The 19,266-nt window shown below is 39.0% G+C and carries 17 protein-coding genes; 3 read left to right on the forward strand and 14 right to left on the reverse strand.

Annotated features, from left to right (window positions below):
- Nucleotides 1-232: 232 nt before the first annotated feature.
- The 4 genes from rpsI to IGI64_RS12050 form a co-directional block, all read right to left on the reverse strand.
- Nucleotides 233-625, reverse strand: a complete 393-nt coding sequence (rpsI, locus tag IGI64_RS12035; RefSeq protein WP_016624418.1) for a 30S ribosomal protein S9 — start codon at nucleotides 623-625, stop codon at nucleotides 233-235.
- A gap of 15 nt (nucleotides 626-640) precedes the next feature.
- Nucleotides 641-1,069, reverse strand: a complete 429-nt coding sequence (gene rplM, locus IGI64_RS12040) for a 50S ribosomal protein L13 (protein ID WP_429940784.1) — start codon at nucleotides 1,067-1,069, stop codon at nucleotides 641-643.
- Nucleotides 1,070-1,413: 344 nt separating this feature from the next.
- Nucleotides 1,414-1,881 (reverse strand): Dps family protein, encoded by a 468-nt coding sequence (locus tag IGI64_RS12045; protein WP_016624421.1) that lies wholly within the window; start codon nucleotides 1,879-1,881, stop codon nucleotides 1,414-1,416.
- Nucleotides 1,882-1,997: 116 nt separating this feature from the next.
- On the reverse strand, nucleotides 1,998-3,518 hold the full coding sequence (locus tag IGI64_RS12050; protein WP_429940683.1) for a gluconokinase: 1,521 nt from the start codon (nucleotides 3,516-3,518) through the stop codon (nucleotides 1,998-2,000).
- A 71-nt stretch (nucleotides 3,519-3,589) separates the two neighbouring features.
- Here IGI64_RS12050 and IGI64_RS12055 point away from each other — a divergent pair, with 71 nt between their 5' ends.
- Nucleotides 3,590-4,267 (forward strand): prepilin peptidase, encoded by a 678-nt coding sequence (locus IGI64_RS12055; protein WP_429940685.1) that lies wholly within the window; start codon nucleotides 3,590-3,592, stop codon nucleotides 4,265-4,267.
- A gap of 2 nt (nucleotides 4,268-4,269) precedes the next feature.
- On the opposite strand, the gene msrA is transcribed toward IGI64_RS12055, so the two are convergent.
- Nucleotides 4,270-4,797: a peptide-methionine (S)-S-oxide reductase MsrA gene (gene msrA / locus IGI64_RS12060; protein ID WP_429940686.1), complete on the reverse strand. Its 528-nt coding sequence runs from the start codon at nucleotides 4,795-4,797 to the stop codon at nucleotides 4,270-4,272.
- A gap of 186 nt (nucleotides 4,798-4,983) precedes the next feature.
- Here msrA and IGI64_RS12065 point away from each other — a divergent pair, with 186 nt between their 5' ends.
- Nucleotides 4,984-5,793, forward strand: coding sequence for a MerR family transcriptional regulator (locus IGI64_RS12065; protein WP_429940688.1), 810 nt, complete (start codon nucleotides 4,984-4,986; stop codon nucleotides 5,791-5,793).
- Between the two features lie 175 nt (nucleotides 5,794-5,968).
- Here IGI64_RS12065 and IGI64_RS12070 read toward each other — a convergent pair whose 3' ends face one another.
- The 7 genes from IGI64_RS12070 to IGI64_RS12100 form a co-directional block, all read right to left on the reverse strand.
- On the reverse strand, nucleotides 5,969-6,139 hold the full coding sequence (locus tag IGI64_RS12070; protein WP_016624426.1) for a hypothetical protein: 171 nt from the start codon (nucleotides 6,137-6,139) through the stop codon (nucleotides 5,969-5,971).
- 233 nt (nucleotides 6,140-6,372) lie between these two features.
- Nucleotides 6,373-7,014, reverse strand: coding sequence for a GNAT family N-acetyltransferase (locus tag IGI64_RS12075; protein WP_429940689.1), 642 nt, complete (start codon nucleotides 7,012-7,014; stop codon nucleotides 6,373-6,375).
- A 124-nt stretch (nucleotides 7,015-7,138) separates the two neighbouring features.
- Nucleotides 7,139-8,206: a zinc-dependent alcohol dehydrogenase gene (locus IGI64_RS12080; RefSeq protein ID WP_429940690.1), complete on the reverse strand. Its 1,068-nt coding sequence runs from the start codon at nucleotides 8,204-8,206 to the stop codon at nucleotides 7,139-7,141.
- Nucleotides 8,207-8,222: 16 nt separating this feature from the next.
- Nucleotides 8,223-9,080, reverse strand: coding sequence for a carbohydrate ABC transporter permease (locus IGI64_RS12085; protein WP_429940691.1), 858 nt, complete (start codon nucleotides 9,078-9,080; stop codon nucleotides 8,223-8,225).
- Nucleotides 9,077-9,949, reverse strand: coding sequence for a carbohydrate ABC transporter permease (locus tag IGI64_RS12090; RefSeq protein ID WP_429940692.1), 873 nt, complete (start codon nucleotides 9,947-9,949; stop codon nucleotides 9,077-9,079). The genes IGI64_RS12085 and IGI64_RS12090 overlap by 4 nt, the downstream gene beginning before the upstream one ends.
- A 37-nt stretch (nucleotides 9,950-9,986) precedes the next feature.
- Complete coding sequence (locus tag IGI64_RS12095) at nucleotides 9,987-11,282, reverse strand: ABC transporter substrate-binding protein (protein WP_034862273.1); 1,296 nt, start codon at nucleotides 11,280-11,282, stop codon at nucleotides 9,987-9,989.
- Nucleotides 11,279-12,967 (reverse strand): alpha-amylase family glycosyl hydrolase, encoded by a 1,689-nt coding sequence (locus IGI64_RS12100; protein ID WP_429940693.1) that lies wholly within the window; start codon nucleotides 12,965-12,967, stop codon nucleotides 11,279-11,281. The genes IGI64_RS12095 and IGI64_RS12100 overlap by 4 nt, the downstream gene beginning before the upstream one ends.
- Before the next feature lie 190 nt (nucleotides 12,968-13,157).
- Here IGI64_RS12100 and IGI64_RS12105 point away from each other — a divergent pair, with 190 nt between their 5' ends.
- Nucleotides 13,158-14,183: a LacI family DNA-binding transcriptional regulator gene (locus IGI64_RS12105; RefSeq protein WP_429940694.1), complete on the forward strand. Its 1,026-nt coding sequence runs from the start codon at nucleotides 13,158-13,160 to the stop codon at nucleotides 14,181-14,183.
- 129 nt (nucleotides 14,184-14,312) lie between these two features.
- Here IGI64_RS12105 and IGI64_RS12110 read toward each other — a convergent pair whose 3' ends face one another.
- Nucleotides 14,313-15,332 carry an LLM class flavin-dependent oxidoreductase gene (locus IGI64_RS12110; protein WP_429940695.1) on the reverse strand — a complete coding sequence of 340 codons (1,020 nt, stop codon included), beginning with the start codon at nucleotides 15,330-15,332 and terminating at the stop codon, nucleotides 14,313-14,315.
- A 252-nt stretch (nucleotides 15,333-15,584) separates the two neighbouring features.
- Entirely contained in the window at nucleotides 15,585-19,238 is a 3,654-nt protein-coding gene (gene rpoC, locus IGI64_RS12115; protein WP_034862279.1) for a DNA-directed RNA polymerase subunit beta', read from the reverse strand.
- Between the last annotated feature and the right edge of the window lie 28 nt (nucleotides 19,239-19,266).

A 19,266-nucleotide genomic window follows, 5' to 3' on the forward strand; every position in this document is an offset into this window, starting at 1 on the left:
AAGGTAAAAATCACAATTCGATAACAATTTTATACTTTCGCATTACCTAACACTGCTAAAAACATAGTAAACATTAGAATTAAATAAAATTTAAAAATAACAGATTTTTCCAAGTCTCGAAAACAGTTTATATAGAAAAGGGTCTGTAAAATAGACCCATTTTTTAGAAATTTAGCTAAAAAAAGACACCATCCAAACGGATGATGCCTTGAAATCCTTGATGTAATAAGGATTAACGTTTTGAAAATTGACTTGCTTTTCTTGCCTTTTTTAACCCTGGTTTTTTACGTTCAACCATACGTGCGTCACGAGTAAGCAAGCCAGCGCGTTTAAGAGCTAAACGGAAATCTGGGTCTACTTGTAACAATGCACGAGCGATACCATGACGGATAGCTCCTGATTGTCCAGCGTATCCTCCACCATTTACGTTAACAAATACGTCATAAGCGCCTTTTGTTTCAGTAACACCAAATGGTTGGTTGATAACTTCGCGCAAGTCAGCATGCGGAATGTATTCTTCAACATCTTTTTTGTTTACAGTAATTTTACCAGTTCCTGGTACTAGACGTACGCGGGCAACTGCATTTTTACGACGGCCTGTGCCGATATATTGAACTTGTGCCAATGAAATTCCCTCCTATTAGATTAAGTTTGTGATGTCTAAAACTTCTGGTTGTTGAGCTGCATGTGGATGTTCTGCTCCACCGTATACATTCAATTTAGTAAATTGTTTGCGGCCTAAAGTTGTTTTAGGAAGCATACCTTTTACAGAAGTTTCGATCAAACGACGAGAATTTTTAGCACGCAATTCGCCAGCTGAGATTGATTTCAATCCGCCTGGGAAGTTGCTGTGACGGTAATAAATTTTGTCAGTCGCTTTTTTACCTGTTAATTTTACTTGGTCAGCGTTGATTACGATTACGAAATCACCAGTGTCCACATGTGGTGTGAAAGTTGGTTTATTTTTACCACGTAGTACAGATGCAACGATTGTTGATAGACGTCCTAGTGGAACATCTGTCGCGTCTACTACATACCATTTACGTTCTACTTCGCCTGATTTGGCCATATATGTTGTACGCACGTTTGTTTCCTCCAATTTAAGTTCTGATGTTTGACATTCACTTCGAGTTTCCGGGGCTCTTTGTGGGGCAAACAATACCATTTAACATATTAACTGCTAATACCGACAATGTCAACGTTTTTCTGCGATTCCCAATGATAAAAAACAGATTTTACAATAATTTTTTGATTTATATGGTGCGGCTTTCATAAATAAAAGCAGATAAAAAAACGAGGGGAAAGAAAATTCCCCTCGTTGCGCATTCTATTTGCATCAGAAAACTATTTAAAATAACACAAAACAATAAAACACTCTTCTGTTTGTCATTTTATACAGTTTATTTCAAAAAACTAAGCATCGATTCCTGGTGCTTGATCCAAATGTGCTTGAATCATCCAGATGCGTTTTTCTGTGTCTGTTTTGAACCCGATAAAGATATCTTGAGTTGGATCGTCACCTTCTTCGCCAGAAACTTCGATTCCTTTTTGATAAAGGTCAGCTAAATAGCGGTAACCTTCAACAAGGATTGCTAAACGTTCTGGGATTTTGCGGTCCCAACGTCCGATTTCATCAGGGATTTTTGTGTTGTCCGCAAATTCACGCAATGTTGAATAAGGTGAACCATCCAAAGTAATCAAACGTTCAGAAATCACGTCTAATTGGTCATTCAAATCATCCATGAACTCGTCCATCATAGGATGTAATGTAAGGAAACCTGGTCCGCGCATATACCAATGTGTCTGGTGAACAACGACTGACATTTGGCTTAAATCTGCTACTAATTGGTTCAATACTTCTTTTGTTTGTGGATATTTCATTCTGTATGCCTCCTAACTTTTCTTTACAATTAAAATCATAGTAGACTTCAGAAGAAAAGTACACCGAAAACCTTTATTTGAGAATGATTTTCATCCTCCTGTTTTTAATCCGCGTGTTATTCCGGATTCGCTAATTTTTTACGAAGCTCTGCAAGTTGTTGGTAATTTTCGGCCATTTGTTTTTGCGTTTGTACAAAAAGCGGATAAATCTGCTGATAAAGCTGATGGTTATCTTCTTGTACAGCAACCTGTTTTGTTTCTTCAAATAAAAAATGCGCTTCTTGGAATTCATGGATTTTGCCCAGACTTTGCCAGCCTAAAATAACTGAACCAAGGGCAGAAGCTTCATTGTTTTTTGGAAAAACCAATGGACGTCCCAAAATGTCGGCCATGACTTGGCGGAAAACTTCCGAATTAGCAAAACCGCCTGTTCCTCGCAATTCTGTTATCTTTTCAGCAATAACCCCTGTCCCTGCCAAAATCCTTCTTAAGTTGAAACAAATCCCTTCCACGACTGCCCGAATCATTTCTTTCTCTGTATGATTCCGGCGCAATCCCACAAAACTTCCTGAAGCCTCTGCTTGCCACAGCGGCGCGCGTTCTCCTAATAAATAAGGTTGAAATAACAGTCCATGTGAGCCTGGTGGAACTTCTTCAATCAACGAAAAGATTTGCTGGTAGTCGGCTGGCGCATCGGAGTGAGCAAAAAAAGTCTGCCTTGCCCATTCAAAGATTCCCGCACCATTGCTAGTCGCTCCGCCAACAACCCAGTGTTCTTTATCCAAAACATAACAAAATGTTTCCATGTTTGGGTGCAGATAGGGTTCCTTCGTGATGTAGCGCAACGCTCCGCTTGTCCCGACAGTCAAAGCTCCTTTACCTTCACCAAACGCGCCTAGACCTAGATTCGATAGCGGACCATCTGCGCCGCCTAGTACAAAAGGCGTATTTATTGGCAATTTCATCTGTTCTGCATAGCCAGCTTCTAGACCTGTGAATAACTGTGTAGAAGGATAGATTTTCGGTAATTTATTTGGTGAAAGGTTGATGTAATCTAACGCTGCTTTTTCCCATTCAAAGGTATGGATATTGAAATAACCCGTGCCAGATGCATTTCCGTAATCACAGGCTAAAATGTCGAAGAAACGTTGAAAAATCAACTCTTTGATCCCGACAAAATAAGCTGCTTTTTCAAAAAGTTCTGGGTTTTCCGCTTGCAACCATTTGATTTTTGTCAATGGTGTCATTGGATGGATCGGCGTTCCTGTCAGCTGATAGATTTCTTTTCCTAGAGGCAGCTGTTTCAAGTTTTCTGCTTCACCAGCGGCACGATTATCCGCCCATGTGATCATTTTTGTCAGTGGTACTTTCTGGTCATCGAGCAAAATCAAGCTGTGCATCGCAGAAGAAAAAGAAACAAAGTCAATCACCGTTTTTTCCGGCAACTGCTGAACAACTTCTCTTATCACATTTATTACACCTTGGAAAATCAGTTCCTGATCTTGTTCGGCCATTCCTTCTGTTTCTTGGATCAATGGATATTTAAAATAACAAGAAGCAAGAGCTTTCCCATTGTCAGAAAATGCTGCAGCTTTGGTTTGTGTCGTTCCGATGTCGACACCGATTGAAACGTTCATAGGTCACCTCTGTAAATTTGTAAAAAAATAAGCGCTCTGATTGCGTAAGTATTGTTAGAAAGGAGAATTATATGCTTATTTTCTATTTTGTCTTGGGATGTATCGTTGGTTCGTTTTTCTGCTTAACCGCGCGGCGGCTGCCATTGCGCCAATCGATCCTTTTCCCACGTTCTCATTGTATGTATTGTCAGCAAACACTTGCTTGGACAGAGCTGATCCCAGTGCTTTCGATCCTCTTGCAAAAATCCAAGTGTAAGCATTGTCATTATACTCTATCTAAGAGTTATTTGTTAGCGGAAATTAGCAGTGGTCTGTTGTTTGTTTATTTTTTCCATATTCGAAAAGACCCAGATCTATTGACTTTCATCTGGATCTTTTCTGCTTTTTTGTTAAGTTTGTCGGATTGTTTCTATTATCAAGTGGAATCCAGCATCTTGTTTTCTTCCTGGGTACTTTTGTGGTCTGGCTGGCTGCTTTCCCAGTCATTCCACTGGCAAACTGTTATTCTTATGTCTGTCAGTACTATTTTTCTTTTAAAATATGCTCATTCATATTTCGGCGACGGCGACACATTGCTATTACTCTGTTGGAGCGCCGGGATACCTGTAACAGATTTATTTCGGTTATTGTTTTTTGCAAGTATTGCCGGATTAACTGTTTTTGCGCTATACGCCTTTCTTCAGCGGAGACCGCTGGAAAAACTGCCATTTGTCCCTTTTTTAAGTTTAGGATTGCTGGCAGTTCTCTGAAGCTAGTTATTTTTCCAATTTCTCTCGATAAAATCTGCTCTGCCTGATCCTTTTTTGTAGCGTTCATAGTGCTGCTGATTCTTTTTATAAAAGTCTTGATGATATTCTTCTGCTGGATAAAATGCTTGTGCGGGCTCGATTTTTGTCACGATTGGTTTATCGAATCTGCCGCTGTCTTGCAGTTCTTGTTTTGACTTTTCAGCCGCTTCTTTTTCTTCTGGTGTTCGATAATAGATTACTGGACGATAAGAATCTCCACGGTCAGCGAATTGCCCCAAAGCATCTGTTGGATCTGTCTGCCGCCAATAAATGTCCACTAATTCTTTATAAGAAATAACATCTGGATCATACTCGATTTCTACGGCTTCTGTGTGACCTGTAGTCCCCGTCGTTACTTCTTCATATGTTGGATTTGGTACGTGTCCGCCTGTGTAACCTGATGTCACAGAATAGATACCTGGTGTTGTTTCAAATGGCTGGACCATACACCAGAAACAGCCGCCTGCAAAAATCGCTGAATCTTTTGCCATACTCAATCTCCTCCTTTTTCTTCATCATACTTCGCATTTTGCAAACTGGATAATGATTTGCTTGTGAGATTAATGAAGAAGTGTTGCCATTTTAATAACTTATTTATCTGGAAAGGTTATTTCCAATACAAAGAATCCATGACATAATAAAAGAAAAGTGGAACAAATGACGAGGAGCATACTTGGATGGCAGAAAAAGAGCTTTTAACTATCGGAGAAATCTCAAAAATGAAAGATATCAGTATCAAAGCATTACGCTATTATCATGAGGAAGGAATATTGATACCAGCTTACGTTGATCCTGCAAACGGCTATCGATTTTATACAGCAGATCAGTTGTTTTTCCTTGATTTGATAAAGATATGCAGAGAAAACCATGTGCGTATCAAAGAGATCAAAGAACTATTTGACCAGAAAAGCGATCAAAGCATCAAAACATTCTTAACAAAAAAAGAAGCAGATATCCATGAAGAAATCCGTGAGCTTCAAAACAGATTAACAGTTATTAGTGCATTAAATCGCACGATGGAAGAAGATAATTCCAATTATGAAGAGGTTACCTCTCGATTCTTCGATGAACGTTATCTTCTGCAACTTCCAGCTAGCGGCGACGAAATAGAGGAAATCAAATTATTTGATCATTTGGATAAATTGGTTCAACAATTTGGTATGAAAACGACTTTTCGTTATGGTTTAGTCCATACTTTTGACCAATTGGGTGTCGAGAAAAAAATTGCAGTCTTTTGTGAAGTAACTCAGGAAGACTACTTAAATAATCCTGAATGCGGCTATTTAAAAATTTTGCCAAAAGGAATGTACCTCGTTAAAAACTGTGAAGAAAAAGAAACAAGTTCTGAACGTAAAAAACTTTTGTCCGATCATTCAAAAACTGCCGCAAAAGAACCCATCTATTCTTTTTATTTGGTCAAAGATATCTTTCAAGTCAAAAATCCACCGATCCAGCTGCAAATTTCGCAAAAACCAACTGGAATATGAATGTACAGATCTACGCCCCCGGATTCTATTACTATTTTGACAGCGCATACTAAGGTTGGTATAATATATGTAAGAGGAGTTGCGCTAACAACTCCCCAACAGCACCGATTAAGACGGTGGCAGATATAACTTGATATTTCAAAAAGAAATAGCTGGTCCTCTGCTAAAGTGACGGCTATTTCTTTTTGCGTTGATTTGCTTCCTCCATTGCTTGATAGAGCTTCACGACTGCGGTCAAAAACTCAAGTAGAGCTTTTCCGCTGGACGCGATCACTACGATCAATGCAATGATTTCTGCAAAGGGCAAAAGGCGTCTCCTTTCTTCAGATTTTGGAAGTACGTTCATACGCACCACCTCACTTTCAATTAGATAGCCACCGTCTTTACTTTACTGTCGTGATTATTCTAGCACACATCAAAGCTCCGTTTCCTTGACTTTTCAAAGAAAACGGAGCTTATTTTATACTGGAATTTTGCTGTTTCATTTTATCCAAAACTTTTGATAAATATTTGGGTAAGTTTTCTTAAAGGATTTAAAATAACAAACTGGCCCAATTGTCGATTTTACATTTTGTTATTTTATGTTTTTTGGATAACATACTCATAGATAAAGTTATTATTGGTCATTTTTTCATCACCTAAATCAAAAATCTGCTCGTTTTCTCCTCTTCGTACAAAGCCCATGTGCTCATAAAATCCATAATTACTCATAGTATCCGTGTAGACATAGATTTTTTGAGCATTTTTTTCTTTTTGATAGGCAAGAAATTCATTCAAAAGTTTTTTCCCGATTTGTTTGCCGCGCGCTTTTTCAGACAGGGCAAAAAATTCGAGACATCCTTGAAATTCTGCTTCTTTTCCAGCAATCAATCCTGAGTAGGCTTGATTGGTCTTTTGAATGAAATCCATAAATACATGTTGTTCCTCTTTTTCCAAAGACAAGATTTCCATAACTTCTGGTGAATAGTCATCTAGAAGCATTTTATAGTTCCGTTCCTCACCTTCTCTTGAACCAAAAATAACTCCTACGACTTCCCCATCTACTACAGCCGCTTTTCCAAACGTACTTTGGTTAAGGATTGGGCTGATAAACATTAATGTGATTCCAGCTTCGACGATTCGCTCATCTGAGATAAATTGATCTGCATGCCAAGCTTCTGCGGTGATTTCTTTGATTTTTTTCAGATCTTCTTTTCTAACATCTCTGATTTCTAGTGTCATTTTTATCTCTCCTTTTCTTTTTCTATCTACAGTTTAAAGTCTCCACTGCGGGGTAGGGTCAAGAAAAAGTGATAATTTCTAGAGAATAAAGTTGCTAAATAAACTTATGACGAATAATCTCTTACTATTTTTGTGTTTTCTTTTTTTCAAGTTCATGATAACTGTCTATAAAAGTCAACATGCTAGGAATAACTATATAAGCTTCTGCGCTTTGTTCAAACGATACAATTGGTTCAATAATGTCTTCACAATCTAAATAACCATTCATCAGCAATTTCCAACACGTATCCTCGATCCGCTTTCGATCCCATCGAGGATAGTCAGGATTAGGCTCGCTGGATGCACGGGCAAAGACGATTTTTGCGTTGTTGAAATGCGCTTCTCTTCCTAAGTTGAAACCCGCTGCAAATGGTTTTGCAAAAGCAACATATGAAATAATCCCGCCATATGCAATCCCGCGAAGTGAAGCTTCCAATGCTTGCGCACTCCCGCTAGTTTCAATCACAGAATCCACACCAAGTTTTCCAGTCAATTCTTTCAATCGAAAACCAGTATCTTCCTTCAGAGGATTGATGGTGACATCTGCGCCGTATTTTTCAGCGAGCTCTCGTCTGCGGGGAATTGGGTCAATCCCTATCACCAAACTTGCTCCTGCTTTTTTTGCAAGCTGGATAGCGATTTGTCCAATAGCGCCCAAACCAAATACTGCCACATAATCACCCGCTCGGACTTTTGCTTCTCGCAAACCGCTTAATGCAAATTGAGCCGGATCATAACAAACAGCGTTCTTCCATTGTGAAATATGATCTAACTTTCGCAATTTGTAATTATCAATGCCTGATGCAATCAGTGTTTCTTGAATGGGTCCATAGGTACATACAATGTCATCTTTTTGATAATCTTTGACATCTTCACCTACTTCTTCGATTTTTCCGACAATCATATTTCCTAACTGGAATTCCCCAAAAACGATGCCTCTTTCGCTTTCTTTTTTTCTTGGCATAAATAAACGCCATTCTTCTGAAAATTCTTCGTCGATAAATGGACTGGCACCACGAAAATCGACCACTTCGGTTCCATGTTTAGGTGAAGCAAAGATGACATTGATTTTCACTTCATTTTTTTCGATAGAACGATCTTCATACTCTTTAAATCCTGCTACTCTTGGTTCTAATGCTACAAGTTTCTTCATTTTTTATCCTCCATTTTTATCCTTTGACGCCGCCTTCTACAAGATCTCCTTTGATGAACCTTTCTGACAACGCATACATAACAATAACTGGTAGAGCAGTAACGAGTGAAGCAGCCATCATCCTTCCCCAGATATAATCTGGTGTGCTGAAAAGTGTATTTAAGCCAATTGGCAAAGTAAATTTATCTGAGGACGACAAAAGGATTGATGCAAACAAATAATCGTTCCAAGCAACCATAAAACAATAAACAAATACAGAAATGATTCCCGATATAGATAACGGTATAATGATTCGGATAATGATTTGAACCCGGTTTAATCCATCAATCATAGCCGCTTCTTCGATATCTTTTGGAAGTGTATCAAAATAGCTCCGTAACATAAAAATCGCTGTCGGCAAAGTTTGAACGATCATCGTAATCACTAATGCTGTATTCGTGTCGTAAAGACCAAGACTTGAGATGATCCTGAATAATGGAACAACAATCAGGATTCCTGAAAACATATAGACAGTGTAAAAACTTGCATTGATTTTTGAACGTGCTTTAAAATTCAATTTTGATAAAGCATACGCTCCGCTGATACCGATCAACACTGAAAATAAGGCGGAAGACAGCGATACAGCAAAACTATTTTTAAAATACATGAGGAATGGGAAAATATCGGCGTTGAAAATCGCCTGATAATGTTCGAAAGTCCATTCTTTAGGCAAGATCGTCTGATTAACTGCGATTGCTTCTTGCGGGCTTTTGAAAGAAGTCATCAACATGATCCAAAAAGGAAAAAGATTAATAATCAAAAACAAGATGACAGCGGCATAAAATGCTGTTTTCTTTCCTATTTTTCTTGGTTTCTGTCGTTCTTTTAATTTCATTTATTCAGATTCACCCGCTTTCTAGAGAATAAAATCACTACTGCAATGATGACAAATAGAAGTATAGAGATTGCTGCTGCTTTGCCAAGGTCATTGTGAGCAAAAGCTGTTTGATAAAGGTACACACCCAATATGTTCACTCGATTTGTAAGCAAAAAGACATCCGTGAACATATAGAACATCCAGATCGAACGCAAGATAATTACTGTAGCCAGAACGGGTTTGATTGCTGGGAGTGTGACAATCAAAAACTTCTGCCAAGCATTTGCACCATCCATTTCTGCTGCTTCATATAACGATTTATCGACTGTTTGCAAAATAGCCAAAAACGATAAAAATGCGTAAGGATAGTAACGCCAAACAGCAAATAATACGACTAAAAAGAAACTAGCAGTCGGCTGGTCAAACCAAAGCGGTGCCTCATTGAATAAATGAAGCCTATCTACCAACACATTGTTGACAATTCCAAAACTGTTATTAAACATATATTTCCAAGCAAAAATCAAAGAAATAGAAGGCGTGACATAGCTTAAAAGAATAAGCGAGCGGACAGTTTTTCTAAACCTAAATTTCCGATTGAACATTATTGCCGCGGCCAATCCTAAAATCGTGCTTCCTGCAACAACTAAAAAAGTGTATGCAAATGTCAGTCCCAGTGAACGATAGAATTCACTATCCTTTAAAATATCTAAATAATTATCTAGTCCTATGAAAATCGATTCCAAATTAGGATTTAGCGGAATATCGTAAAAGCTGATCTGGATATTTGAAAGCATCGGCAGCAATACCAACACCGTCAGAAGAATCATGCTGGGCGCCAATAATCCAAGTGCTAATTTAAAATCAGATTGTTTTCTTGATTGATTCATTGAAACCTCCTTGCTCACAACAATCTTTCAGAAATAGTTAATTTCCTTCTGTATTTTTTTGAGCGTTTTCCAATACTTTTTCTACTGTCTCATTGCCTACAGTTACACTATTAACTGCTTTTCCGATGACTCCAGCACTTGTGATATCACCCATTTTTGTGAAATTTTTCTCTCCGACTAATCCAAATACCTGCACTTCATCAAACGCTTCGGCGATTTCTTTTGGCAACTCACCAAATGCTTGGATAACTTCATTTTCTTGATAAGTCGGCGAGTCAACTACTTTTTTATTCACTGGTTGTGCACCACCTGGCGACATCAAGATCCATTTTTCCATATTTTCTGGACGAGATAAAAACTCTGCAAATTTTTCTGCGGCTGCCTTTTTCGTTTCTTCTATACCAGATGTGATCGTCAATCCTGAAACCGTGCCATAAACTGCTGCGTCTTTTTTGGTTGGGATCGCAAATCCAATGGAATCAGCTTTCTCCGCTTCATAAACAGCAGGCAAGATATAAGTCGAATAAATAGCCATTGGTACGGTCCCGTTCATAAATGCATCTTTAATTTCTGTTACATCGTTTGATCCTGGCATCGTAAATTCCGACAATTTTTGATAATAGGTCAATGCTTCTCTCATTTCTGGTGTATCAATCGTCACATTTCCATCTTCATCTAATACGTTAGCGTTGTTTGACAAAGCGAATTGAGAGAATGCTTGTTCACTCATCGTTCCTTCTGCCGTTGGAATCGCTATACCAAATTTTCTGTTTTCTCTATCAGTGAAATGTTCAGCGATCTTTAAAATGTCCTCCCAATTTTGCGGTTCAGAAAACCCAGCCTCTGACAACTTTTCTTTGTCGTACCAAATCCCTTGCACCCATCCGCTGATTGGCGCTGCGATGTAACTTTTTCCATCTTCAGAACGTACAAGACTTTTTGCACCCTCATAGTAATTTTCTTCACCGGCAGATTCAATGACCGATTGTACAGCTTCCTGATCAATCAATTCGTCTTTATCCATCACTTTTGCAAAGTCTTGACTTACCTCCATTACTTCAGGCAGCTCTCGTGAACGTGCCAATGTGACAACTTTTGTATTGAATGCGGATTCTTCAACAGGAACTTGACTTACTTTGATATCTGGATTTTCCTTTTCAAATGCTGCTACGATTTCATTAATAACGGAAAGTCGGTCTTGTTCCACAGAAGAGTGCATGAAGCGAATAGTCGTTTGTTCCTCTGCTTCGCTCGAATTTCCTCTTCCACACGCGGAGAATAGCAGAGTTGCAGTTGCTAGCGATGTAACGGCGATGAATGTTTTTAATTTCATTTTTCCACCTCTTTTTTTATTTTCAACCACAAGTATTGGTATGGCTGTAGCTGCACTTCATTTCGACATTCAAATTTTCTTTTGTTGAATAAATCCCAATACTCCGCATCTGGTAATTTGTAAACAGATAGCTCATTTGAAAAATTATAAATAGCTAAAACTTGTTCTTCTTCTATTTTTCTAATAAAAGCTACGATTTGATTATTGGATTCTTGAACAATCATTTCCGCATCTGGATGGAACGCTTTGACCGTTTTGCGTGTACCCACGATTTCACTCAATCCGTGATAAACCATTTTTCTCAATGGCGTATTTTCAAGTTCTTCTCTGATTTCATCAAGTTCATATTTTTTCCGGTTGATACTTCGATTCTCCCCAGTTTTTTCAACGCCGTCATAATCATTTCTGCTTCCTAAAATACTTTGGATATAAATAGCAGGAATTCCAGGAACCGCTACCAAAAGTGCATGTGCCAATAAAAATCGTTGTTTTCGCAGCTCATCTTCGTCTTTTTTAGCACTCAGAGCATCAAGGTACGTAACATTGATTTCATAAGGACTAGTCGTGCCATCTGGATTCTTTTTATAATTGACCAAGGCACCTTCTTTTTTCAACTCTTCAACTAAATTCTGAATCTCTGTTTCTGGAACAATACCCCTGATTGGATTTAATCCGATACCATCATGGGAAGCTAAAAAGTTAAAGAAAGTTGTACCTTCTTTCGTATGTTCAAGCGAACTTGCCCAGTTTTTTAAATAAGTCGTATTTCCAGTGTGGATAGCATAAAGTACTAACGGGGGTAGTGGAAATTGATAAACCATTTGTGCTTCATTACTTCCATCACCGAAATAGCTGATATTGTCTTTATGAGGAACATTGGTCTCAGTAATCAAAATAGTGCCTGGCGCAGCTTCATCTACTACTTTTCGAAACACTTGGATGATTTTATGCGTTTCCGGTAAATGGATACACGAAGTTCCTAATGTTTTCCACAAGAAACCGACAGCATCCAGACGTATAAACTCCGCTCCTTTTTCTAAGTAAAACAATAAGATATCAATCATTCGAAGTAACACTTCTGGATTTTTGAAATTCACGTCTACTTGATCTGCGCTGAAAGTCGTCCAAATGTTTTTTTCTTCTCCATTTTTATCTTCAAATTTCGTCAATAAAGGACTGGTTCTTGGACGTGTTACTTTGCTTAAATCTATCGTTGGATCTAAATCAATAAAGAAATCTTTATACTCTGGATTTAAAGCCAAATATTCCTGAAACCAGATACTTTTAGCAGATAAATGATTGCAAACAAAATCAAACATGAGGCGTGCCTCTTTAAACATTTCTAGGTCTTCCCACGTGCCATTCTCTTCATCTATTTTTTGATAATCTACTACGGAAAAACCATCGTCTGATGTATAAGGAAAAAATGGTAAAAAGTGGACGATGTTGAATAGTTCTGATAAATACTTTTGATAAAAATGACGGAATGAAACCAGATTTGCTTGCCCTTCTTCTGAAAATTGATCAGCATATGTAATCAAAAACAAATCTTGTTCGTCCCAATGCTGTTTGGCTGATTTTATTGCAAGTTTTTTGTGCTTCGTTACACGTTGTTTGATTTTCTCTGATAATTCTATACTGAGTTCTTTGTTGCGGTAAATCTCAATTAAGAGCTGTTCATACATATATCAAACATCCTTTCTTTTTTTGGGAGCGTTCCCAGCAACTAAATAATATTACAGAAAGCGCTTACTGTCAATGATATTTTTAACAATCTTTATATAGCAACAAAAACAAAAAGAATAGACAAACGAAGTCCTATATTGTACTATTTAATTGTTGTAATAGCGCTCCCAAAATGGAGGATAATGAAAAATGAAGCCAACTATTTATGATATTGCAAAAAAAGCAAATGTCTCAAAATCAACTGTTTCCCGTGTGCTGAATAATCAACCGAATATATCATCGAAAGCCAAAGATAGCGTGCTTAAAGCCATTGAAGAATTGGATTATGCACCAAGTAAAATAGCCAGAGGATTAACTGGCAGTGGATTTGATGCGATTTTAGCCGTTAGCCATCGTACTTCCGATACGACGTATGGCAATCCGTTTTTTTCTGATGTCATTCAAGCAATTTCAGGTATTTCTGAAAAAAATCATTTTGATTTGATTTTACAAACAGCTCGCACACCTGAAGAAGAATTGGAAAAATGCAAAAAGAAAATCCAAGAAAAGATGATTAGAGGAATCATTATTTTGAGCTCTTCTATGGATGAGAGTCTGCTTTCTGAATTAGACCAATATGGGATACCAATTGTTGTAATTGGGAAAGTAGATCAAAAATATGAACATATCTACTCTATTGATACGGATAATTTCCAAGACAGCTATGATTTAGTCAAAGTGATGATTGAAAAGGGCCATACAAAAATTGCTTGTCTTCATGCACCTACGGAAGTCCATGTTGCTAGTGATCGATTAAATGGTTATCGCCAATGTTTATTTGACCATCATCTAGATCTTCGCAACGAATGGATCATTAATGGCGGTTTCCGCTTAGAAGACAGTCTTGATGCAGTAGAAAAATTGTTGAGCCTTCCCGAAAAACCAACGGCGATTTTTACTACAGATGCCTTGAAATCATTAAGTGTGTATAAAATATTGGATCAGAACCAGCAATATATCCCGAATGATCTTTCGATTGCTGGATTCAGTGACTATACACTTTCTTCGCTTTTTTCTCCACAACTTTCCCGTATTGATGTGCCGACAAACCGATTAGGAGAAGCGGCAACCGAGCTGCTTTTTCAGCTTATCTATAAAATGCCGGTAGAAGACCAAAAAATACTGGTTCCAACAGAACTAACTTTAACTGACTCTATTTCTGTGAATCACGGATAAGTATAGTATCCCAATATCTGTTTCATAAATAATTAAAAAAGCCAAAACACCTCAGCAAAAGCTAGGTGTTTTGGCTTTTTTATATTAATGTTTTGACAACTTCATATTACTTATTCGTGTTTTACTTGATTAGTCACGCCAGCCCAAATCTGGTGCGATGTCTTTTACGATTGTTTCTAGTAAATGGATATTGTATTCTACACCCAATGTATTTGGTATTGTTACAAGAACTGTATCTGCTTCTTGGATTGCTTCGTCTTCAGCCAATTCTTTGACCAATTTTTCAGGTTCTCCTACAAATGTTTTACCAAAGATTGTTGGATTTTGATGATAAGCAAGATAGCCTACTTGATCTTGTCCGCCATCATTACCAAACAGGCGGCGATCCAAGTCAGTTGTGATTGGCTGGATGGAGCGAGTCACAAGTGTTCTTGGCTCAAAATCATGCCCTGCTTGTTTCCACGCTTCTTTATAGGCACGCAATTGATTTGCTTGCTGTACATGGAATGGCTCGTCTGATTCATAGTTTACCAATGTTGAAGATTGCAGATTCATTCCGTTTTGTGCAGCCCAGATCGCTGTTTGTTGTGATCCAGCACCCCACCAGATACGTTGACGCAAACCTTCTGAATAAGGCTCGATACGTAATTTACCTGGACCTTGCGGGAACATTGGTTGCGGATTTGGTTCTGCAAAAGCTTTTCCTTCAATCAATGATAAAAATTCAAGGGTACGTTCACGTGTGATGTCTTGGATTTCTTCTTCGCTATAATCGTAGCCGAAATATTGCCAGCCGTTCAATACTTGCTCTGGTGAACCACGGCCCACGCCCAATTGCACTCTTCCTTGTGTGATGATGTCTGTCAATCCAGCATTTTCTGCCATGTAATAGGGATTTTCATAACGCATATCGATCAACCCTGTACCGATTTCGATCTTGCTTGTTTTTGCACCGATTGCTGAAAGCAATGGGAATGGCGAACCAATTTGATTGGCAAAATGATGGACACGATAATATGCACCATCTACTCCGATTTTTTCTGCTTCAACAGCTAATTCGATGGATTGCAGATACGCATCTGCTGCTGTTTTTACCATTGATCCTTGGTCCATCCAATGACCAAAACTTAAAAAGCCGATTTTTTTCAAGATAATGCCTCCTTTAGCTTTATCTACTATAGATGTTTTTTTGTTCTAAGACGTCCTGATTCTACTACGTTTTTTCTAATATGGCGAGCAATTATACTCGCAAAAGACGGTTGTTTGTCTTAAAGAAAAATAGCCCGGAAAAACAATCATTTTTCATAAAATTTATCCGCAAAAATGACGAAAAAAGGCAAAATAAAAAACACCTCCGCCAAACAAAATTTGCTTGGCAGAGGTGCTTGATCAGCGCTCTGATTAACGTTTGTTTTCGTTCATTGCATCTTCAGCAGCCATTTGTGCTTCGATGTCAGAAATGCTGTAGACATTTTCGCTTGCTACGCCGACTTCTTTTGGTTCCATGTCACGGTAACGTTGCATACCTGTACCTGCAGGGATGATTTTACCGATGATAACATTTTCTTTCAAACCAAGAAGCGGATCTTTCTTACCGCGGATCGCAGCGTCTGTTAGGACACGTGTTGTTTCCTGGAAGGAAGCGGCAGACAAGAAGCTGTTTGTTTCCAAGGACGCTTTTGTAATACCTAGCAATACTGGACGAGATGTTGCAGGAACGCCGCCAGCGACTAATGTATTGTAGTTTTGGTCTTTGAAATCAGCAATGTCTAGTAATGTACCAGGAAGGATATTTGTATCACCTGGGTCCATTACGCGAACTTTACGCAACATTTGACGAACCATTACTTCGATATGTTTGTCTCCGATTTCTACCCCTTGCATACGGTATACGCGTTGTACTTCACGCAATAGATAGTTTTCGACAGATAATACATCACGAACTTGTAATAATTGTTTAGGATCGATTGAACCTTCTGTCAATGGTGCACCACGATGGATCATATCGCCTTCAGCGACTTTCATACGTGCTGTGTAAGGAACAGTATACGTACGTGTATCTGTTTTCCCTTTGATTGTTACTTCTTTTGTACGTGTCGAAGGATCTTCAGAGATATCAATCACATCACCTGTAACTTCAGTGATGACCGCTTGCCCTTTCGGATTACGTGCTTCAAAGATTTCTTGGACACGAGGAAGACCTTGAGTGATATCGTCTCCAGCAACCCCGCCGGTATGGAAAGTACGCATTGTCAACTGAGTACCAGGTTCACCGATTGATTGAGCAGCGATTGTACCAACTGCTTCACCAACTTCAACGTCAGAACCAGTTGCAAGGTTACGTCCATAACAATGTTTACATACACCATGTTTTGTATTACATGTGAAGACAGAACGGATCGTTACTGTTTCGACACCTGCATCAACGATTTGTTTTGCAAGATCTTCAGAAATCAATTGATCGTTGCCGATGATCATTTCACCAGTAGAAGGATTGAAGACTGATTTACGTGTGTAACGGCCAATCAAACGTTCTTCTAATGATTCAATGATCTCGTTTCCTTCACGAATTGCTTTGATCTCTAAACCACGGTCTGTACCGCAATCTTCTTCACGAATGATGACATCTTGGGCAACGTCAACCAAACGACGTGTCAAGTAACCGGAATCGGCTGTCTTCAAGGCTGTATCGGTCATACCTTTACGAGCTCCGTGAGTAGAGATAAACATTTCCAAGACGGATAGTCCTTCACGGAAGTTTGAGATGATCGGCAATTCCATGATTTGTCCATTCGGCGCAGCCATCAACCCACGCATACCAGCAAGCTGAGTAAAGTTGGAGATGTTACCACGGGCTCCAGAATCGGACATCATGAAGATTGGGTTTTTCGCATCTAGACTTTCCATCAGTTTTTGTTGGATTTCGTCTTTCGCTGCGTTCCAAACACCGATAACACGCTCATAACGTTCTTCGTCTGTGATCAAACCACGACGGAATTGTTTCGTGATTGTTTCGACTTGTTTATGTGCTGTTTCGATGATTGCTTGTTTTTCATTCAGAACACTGATATCCGCGATACCAACAGTGATACCGGCATGTGTTGAATGTTTGTATCCTAAGTCTTTCATGCGGTCAAGCATTTTAGATGTTTCAGTAACTTTGAAACGTTTGAATACTTCAGCGATGATGTTTCCTAGGTTTTTCTTCTTGAATGGCAATACTAACGGTTGTTCTTTGATATGAGTTGGAATATCTGTTCCAGCTTCAACAAAGTACTTGTCTGGTGTTTGAACAGTCAAGTTGAAGTCCGTTGGTTCGTTCAAGTATGGGAATTCTTGCGGCATGATTTCATTGAAAATGATCTTACCGACAGTTGTGATCATTGTACGTTCTTTTTGCCAATCAGTGAATGGTTTGTCACCTAGAGAATTAGGGTTCACACCAATACGTGAATGTAAATGAACGTAGCCGTTGCGCCATGCGATAACAGCTTCATTTTGATCACGGAAGACCATACCTTCGCCTTCGCGTCCTTCTTCTTCCATTGTTAGGTAGTAGTTACCTAGAACCATATCTTGGGAAGGAGTTACGACTGGTTTACCGTCTTTTGGATTCAAGATGTTTTGTGCAGCAAGCATCAACATACGTGCTTCAGCTTGTGCTTCTTCATTCAATGGTACATGGACCGCCATTTGGTCTCCATCGAAATCGGCATTATAAGCTTCACATACAAGTGGATGCAAACGGATTGCACGACCTTGTACTAAAACTGGTTCAAATGCTTGGATACCTAATCTGTGAAGCGTAGGTGCCCGGTTAAGAAGAACTGGGTGTTCTTTGATTACGTCTTCCAAAACATCCCAAACTTCGTCTTCTTGACGTTCGATTTTACGTTTTGCGTTCTTGATATTTGAAGCAAGTTCGCGTTGTACCAATTCGCGCATTACGAATGGTTTGAACAATTCGATTGCCATTTCTTTTGGCAGACCACATTGATACATTTTCAAGAATGGTCCAACAACGATAACGGAACGACCAGAGTAGTCAACACGTTTACCCAGCAAGTTTTGACGGAAACGACCTTGTTTCCCTTTCAACATGTGAGAAAGTGATTTTAATGGGCGGTTACCTGGTCCAGTTACTGGACGGCCGCGACGACCATTATCGATCAATGCGTCAACTGCTTCTTGCAGCATACGTTTTTCGTTTTGTACGATGATTCCAGGAGCGTTCAAGTCTAACAAGCGTTTCAAACGGTTGTTACGGTTGATAACACGACGATACAAGTCATTCAAGTCACTTGTTGCAAAACGTCCGCCTTCTAATTGGACCATTGGGCGCAAATCAGGAGGGATAACTGGAATAACATCCATGACCATCCAGCTTGGTTCGTTTCCTGAAGCACGGAAAGCTTCCAAGATGTCTAAACGACGGATAGCACGTGTACGTTTTTGTCCTTGTGCTGTTTTCAATTCTTCTTTCAATTCAGCTGCTTCTGCATCTAAATCTACGTTATCCAATAATTGTTTGATAGCTTCGGCACCCATTGCTGCATGGAATTCTTGGCCGTATTGGTCACGTTTTTCGCGGTATTCGCGTTCAGTCAATAATTGTTTTTTCTCTAAGCTTGTGTTACCTGGTTCAATGACCACATATGAAGCAAAATAAATGATTTCTTCTAGCGCGCGAGGGCTCATGTCTAATACAAGACCCATACGAGAAGGAATACCTTTAAAGTACCAGATATGTGAAACAGGTGCTGCTAATTCGATGTGACCCATACGTTCACGACGAACTTTTGAACGAGTAACTTCAACGCCGCATCGGTCACAAACGATGCCTTTATAGCGAATACGTTTATATTTTCCGCAGGCACATTCCCAGTCTTTTGTTGGACCAAAAATACGCTCACAGAATAACCCTTCACGTTCAGGTTTCAGTGTACGATAGTTAATCGTCTCAGGTTTTTTTACTTCGCCATAAGACCAGCTTCTGATTTTTTCGGGAGAAGCCAAACCTATTTGCATACTTTCGAATTTATTTACATCGATCAAAAGGGGTTCCCTCCATTTCGTTTAATGG

Source organism: Enterococcus sp. DIV0210g (assembly GCF_050559705.1).
Taxonomy (GTDB): domain Bacteria; phylum Bacillota; class Bacilli; order Lactobacillales; family Enterococcaceae; genus Enterococcus_B; species Enterococcus_B faecalis_A.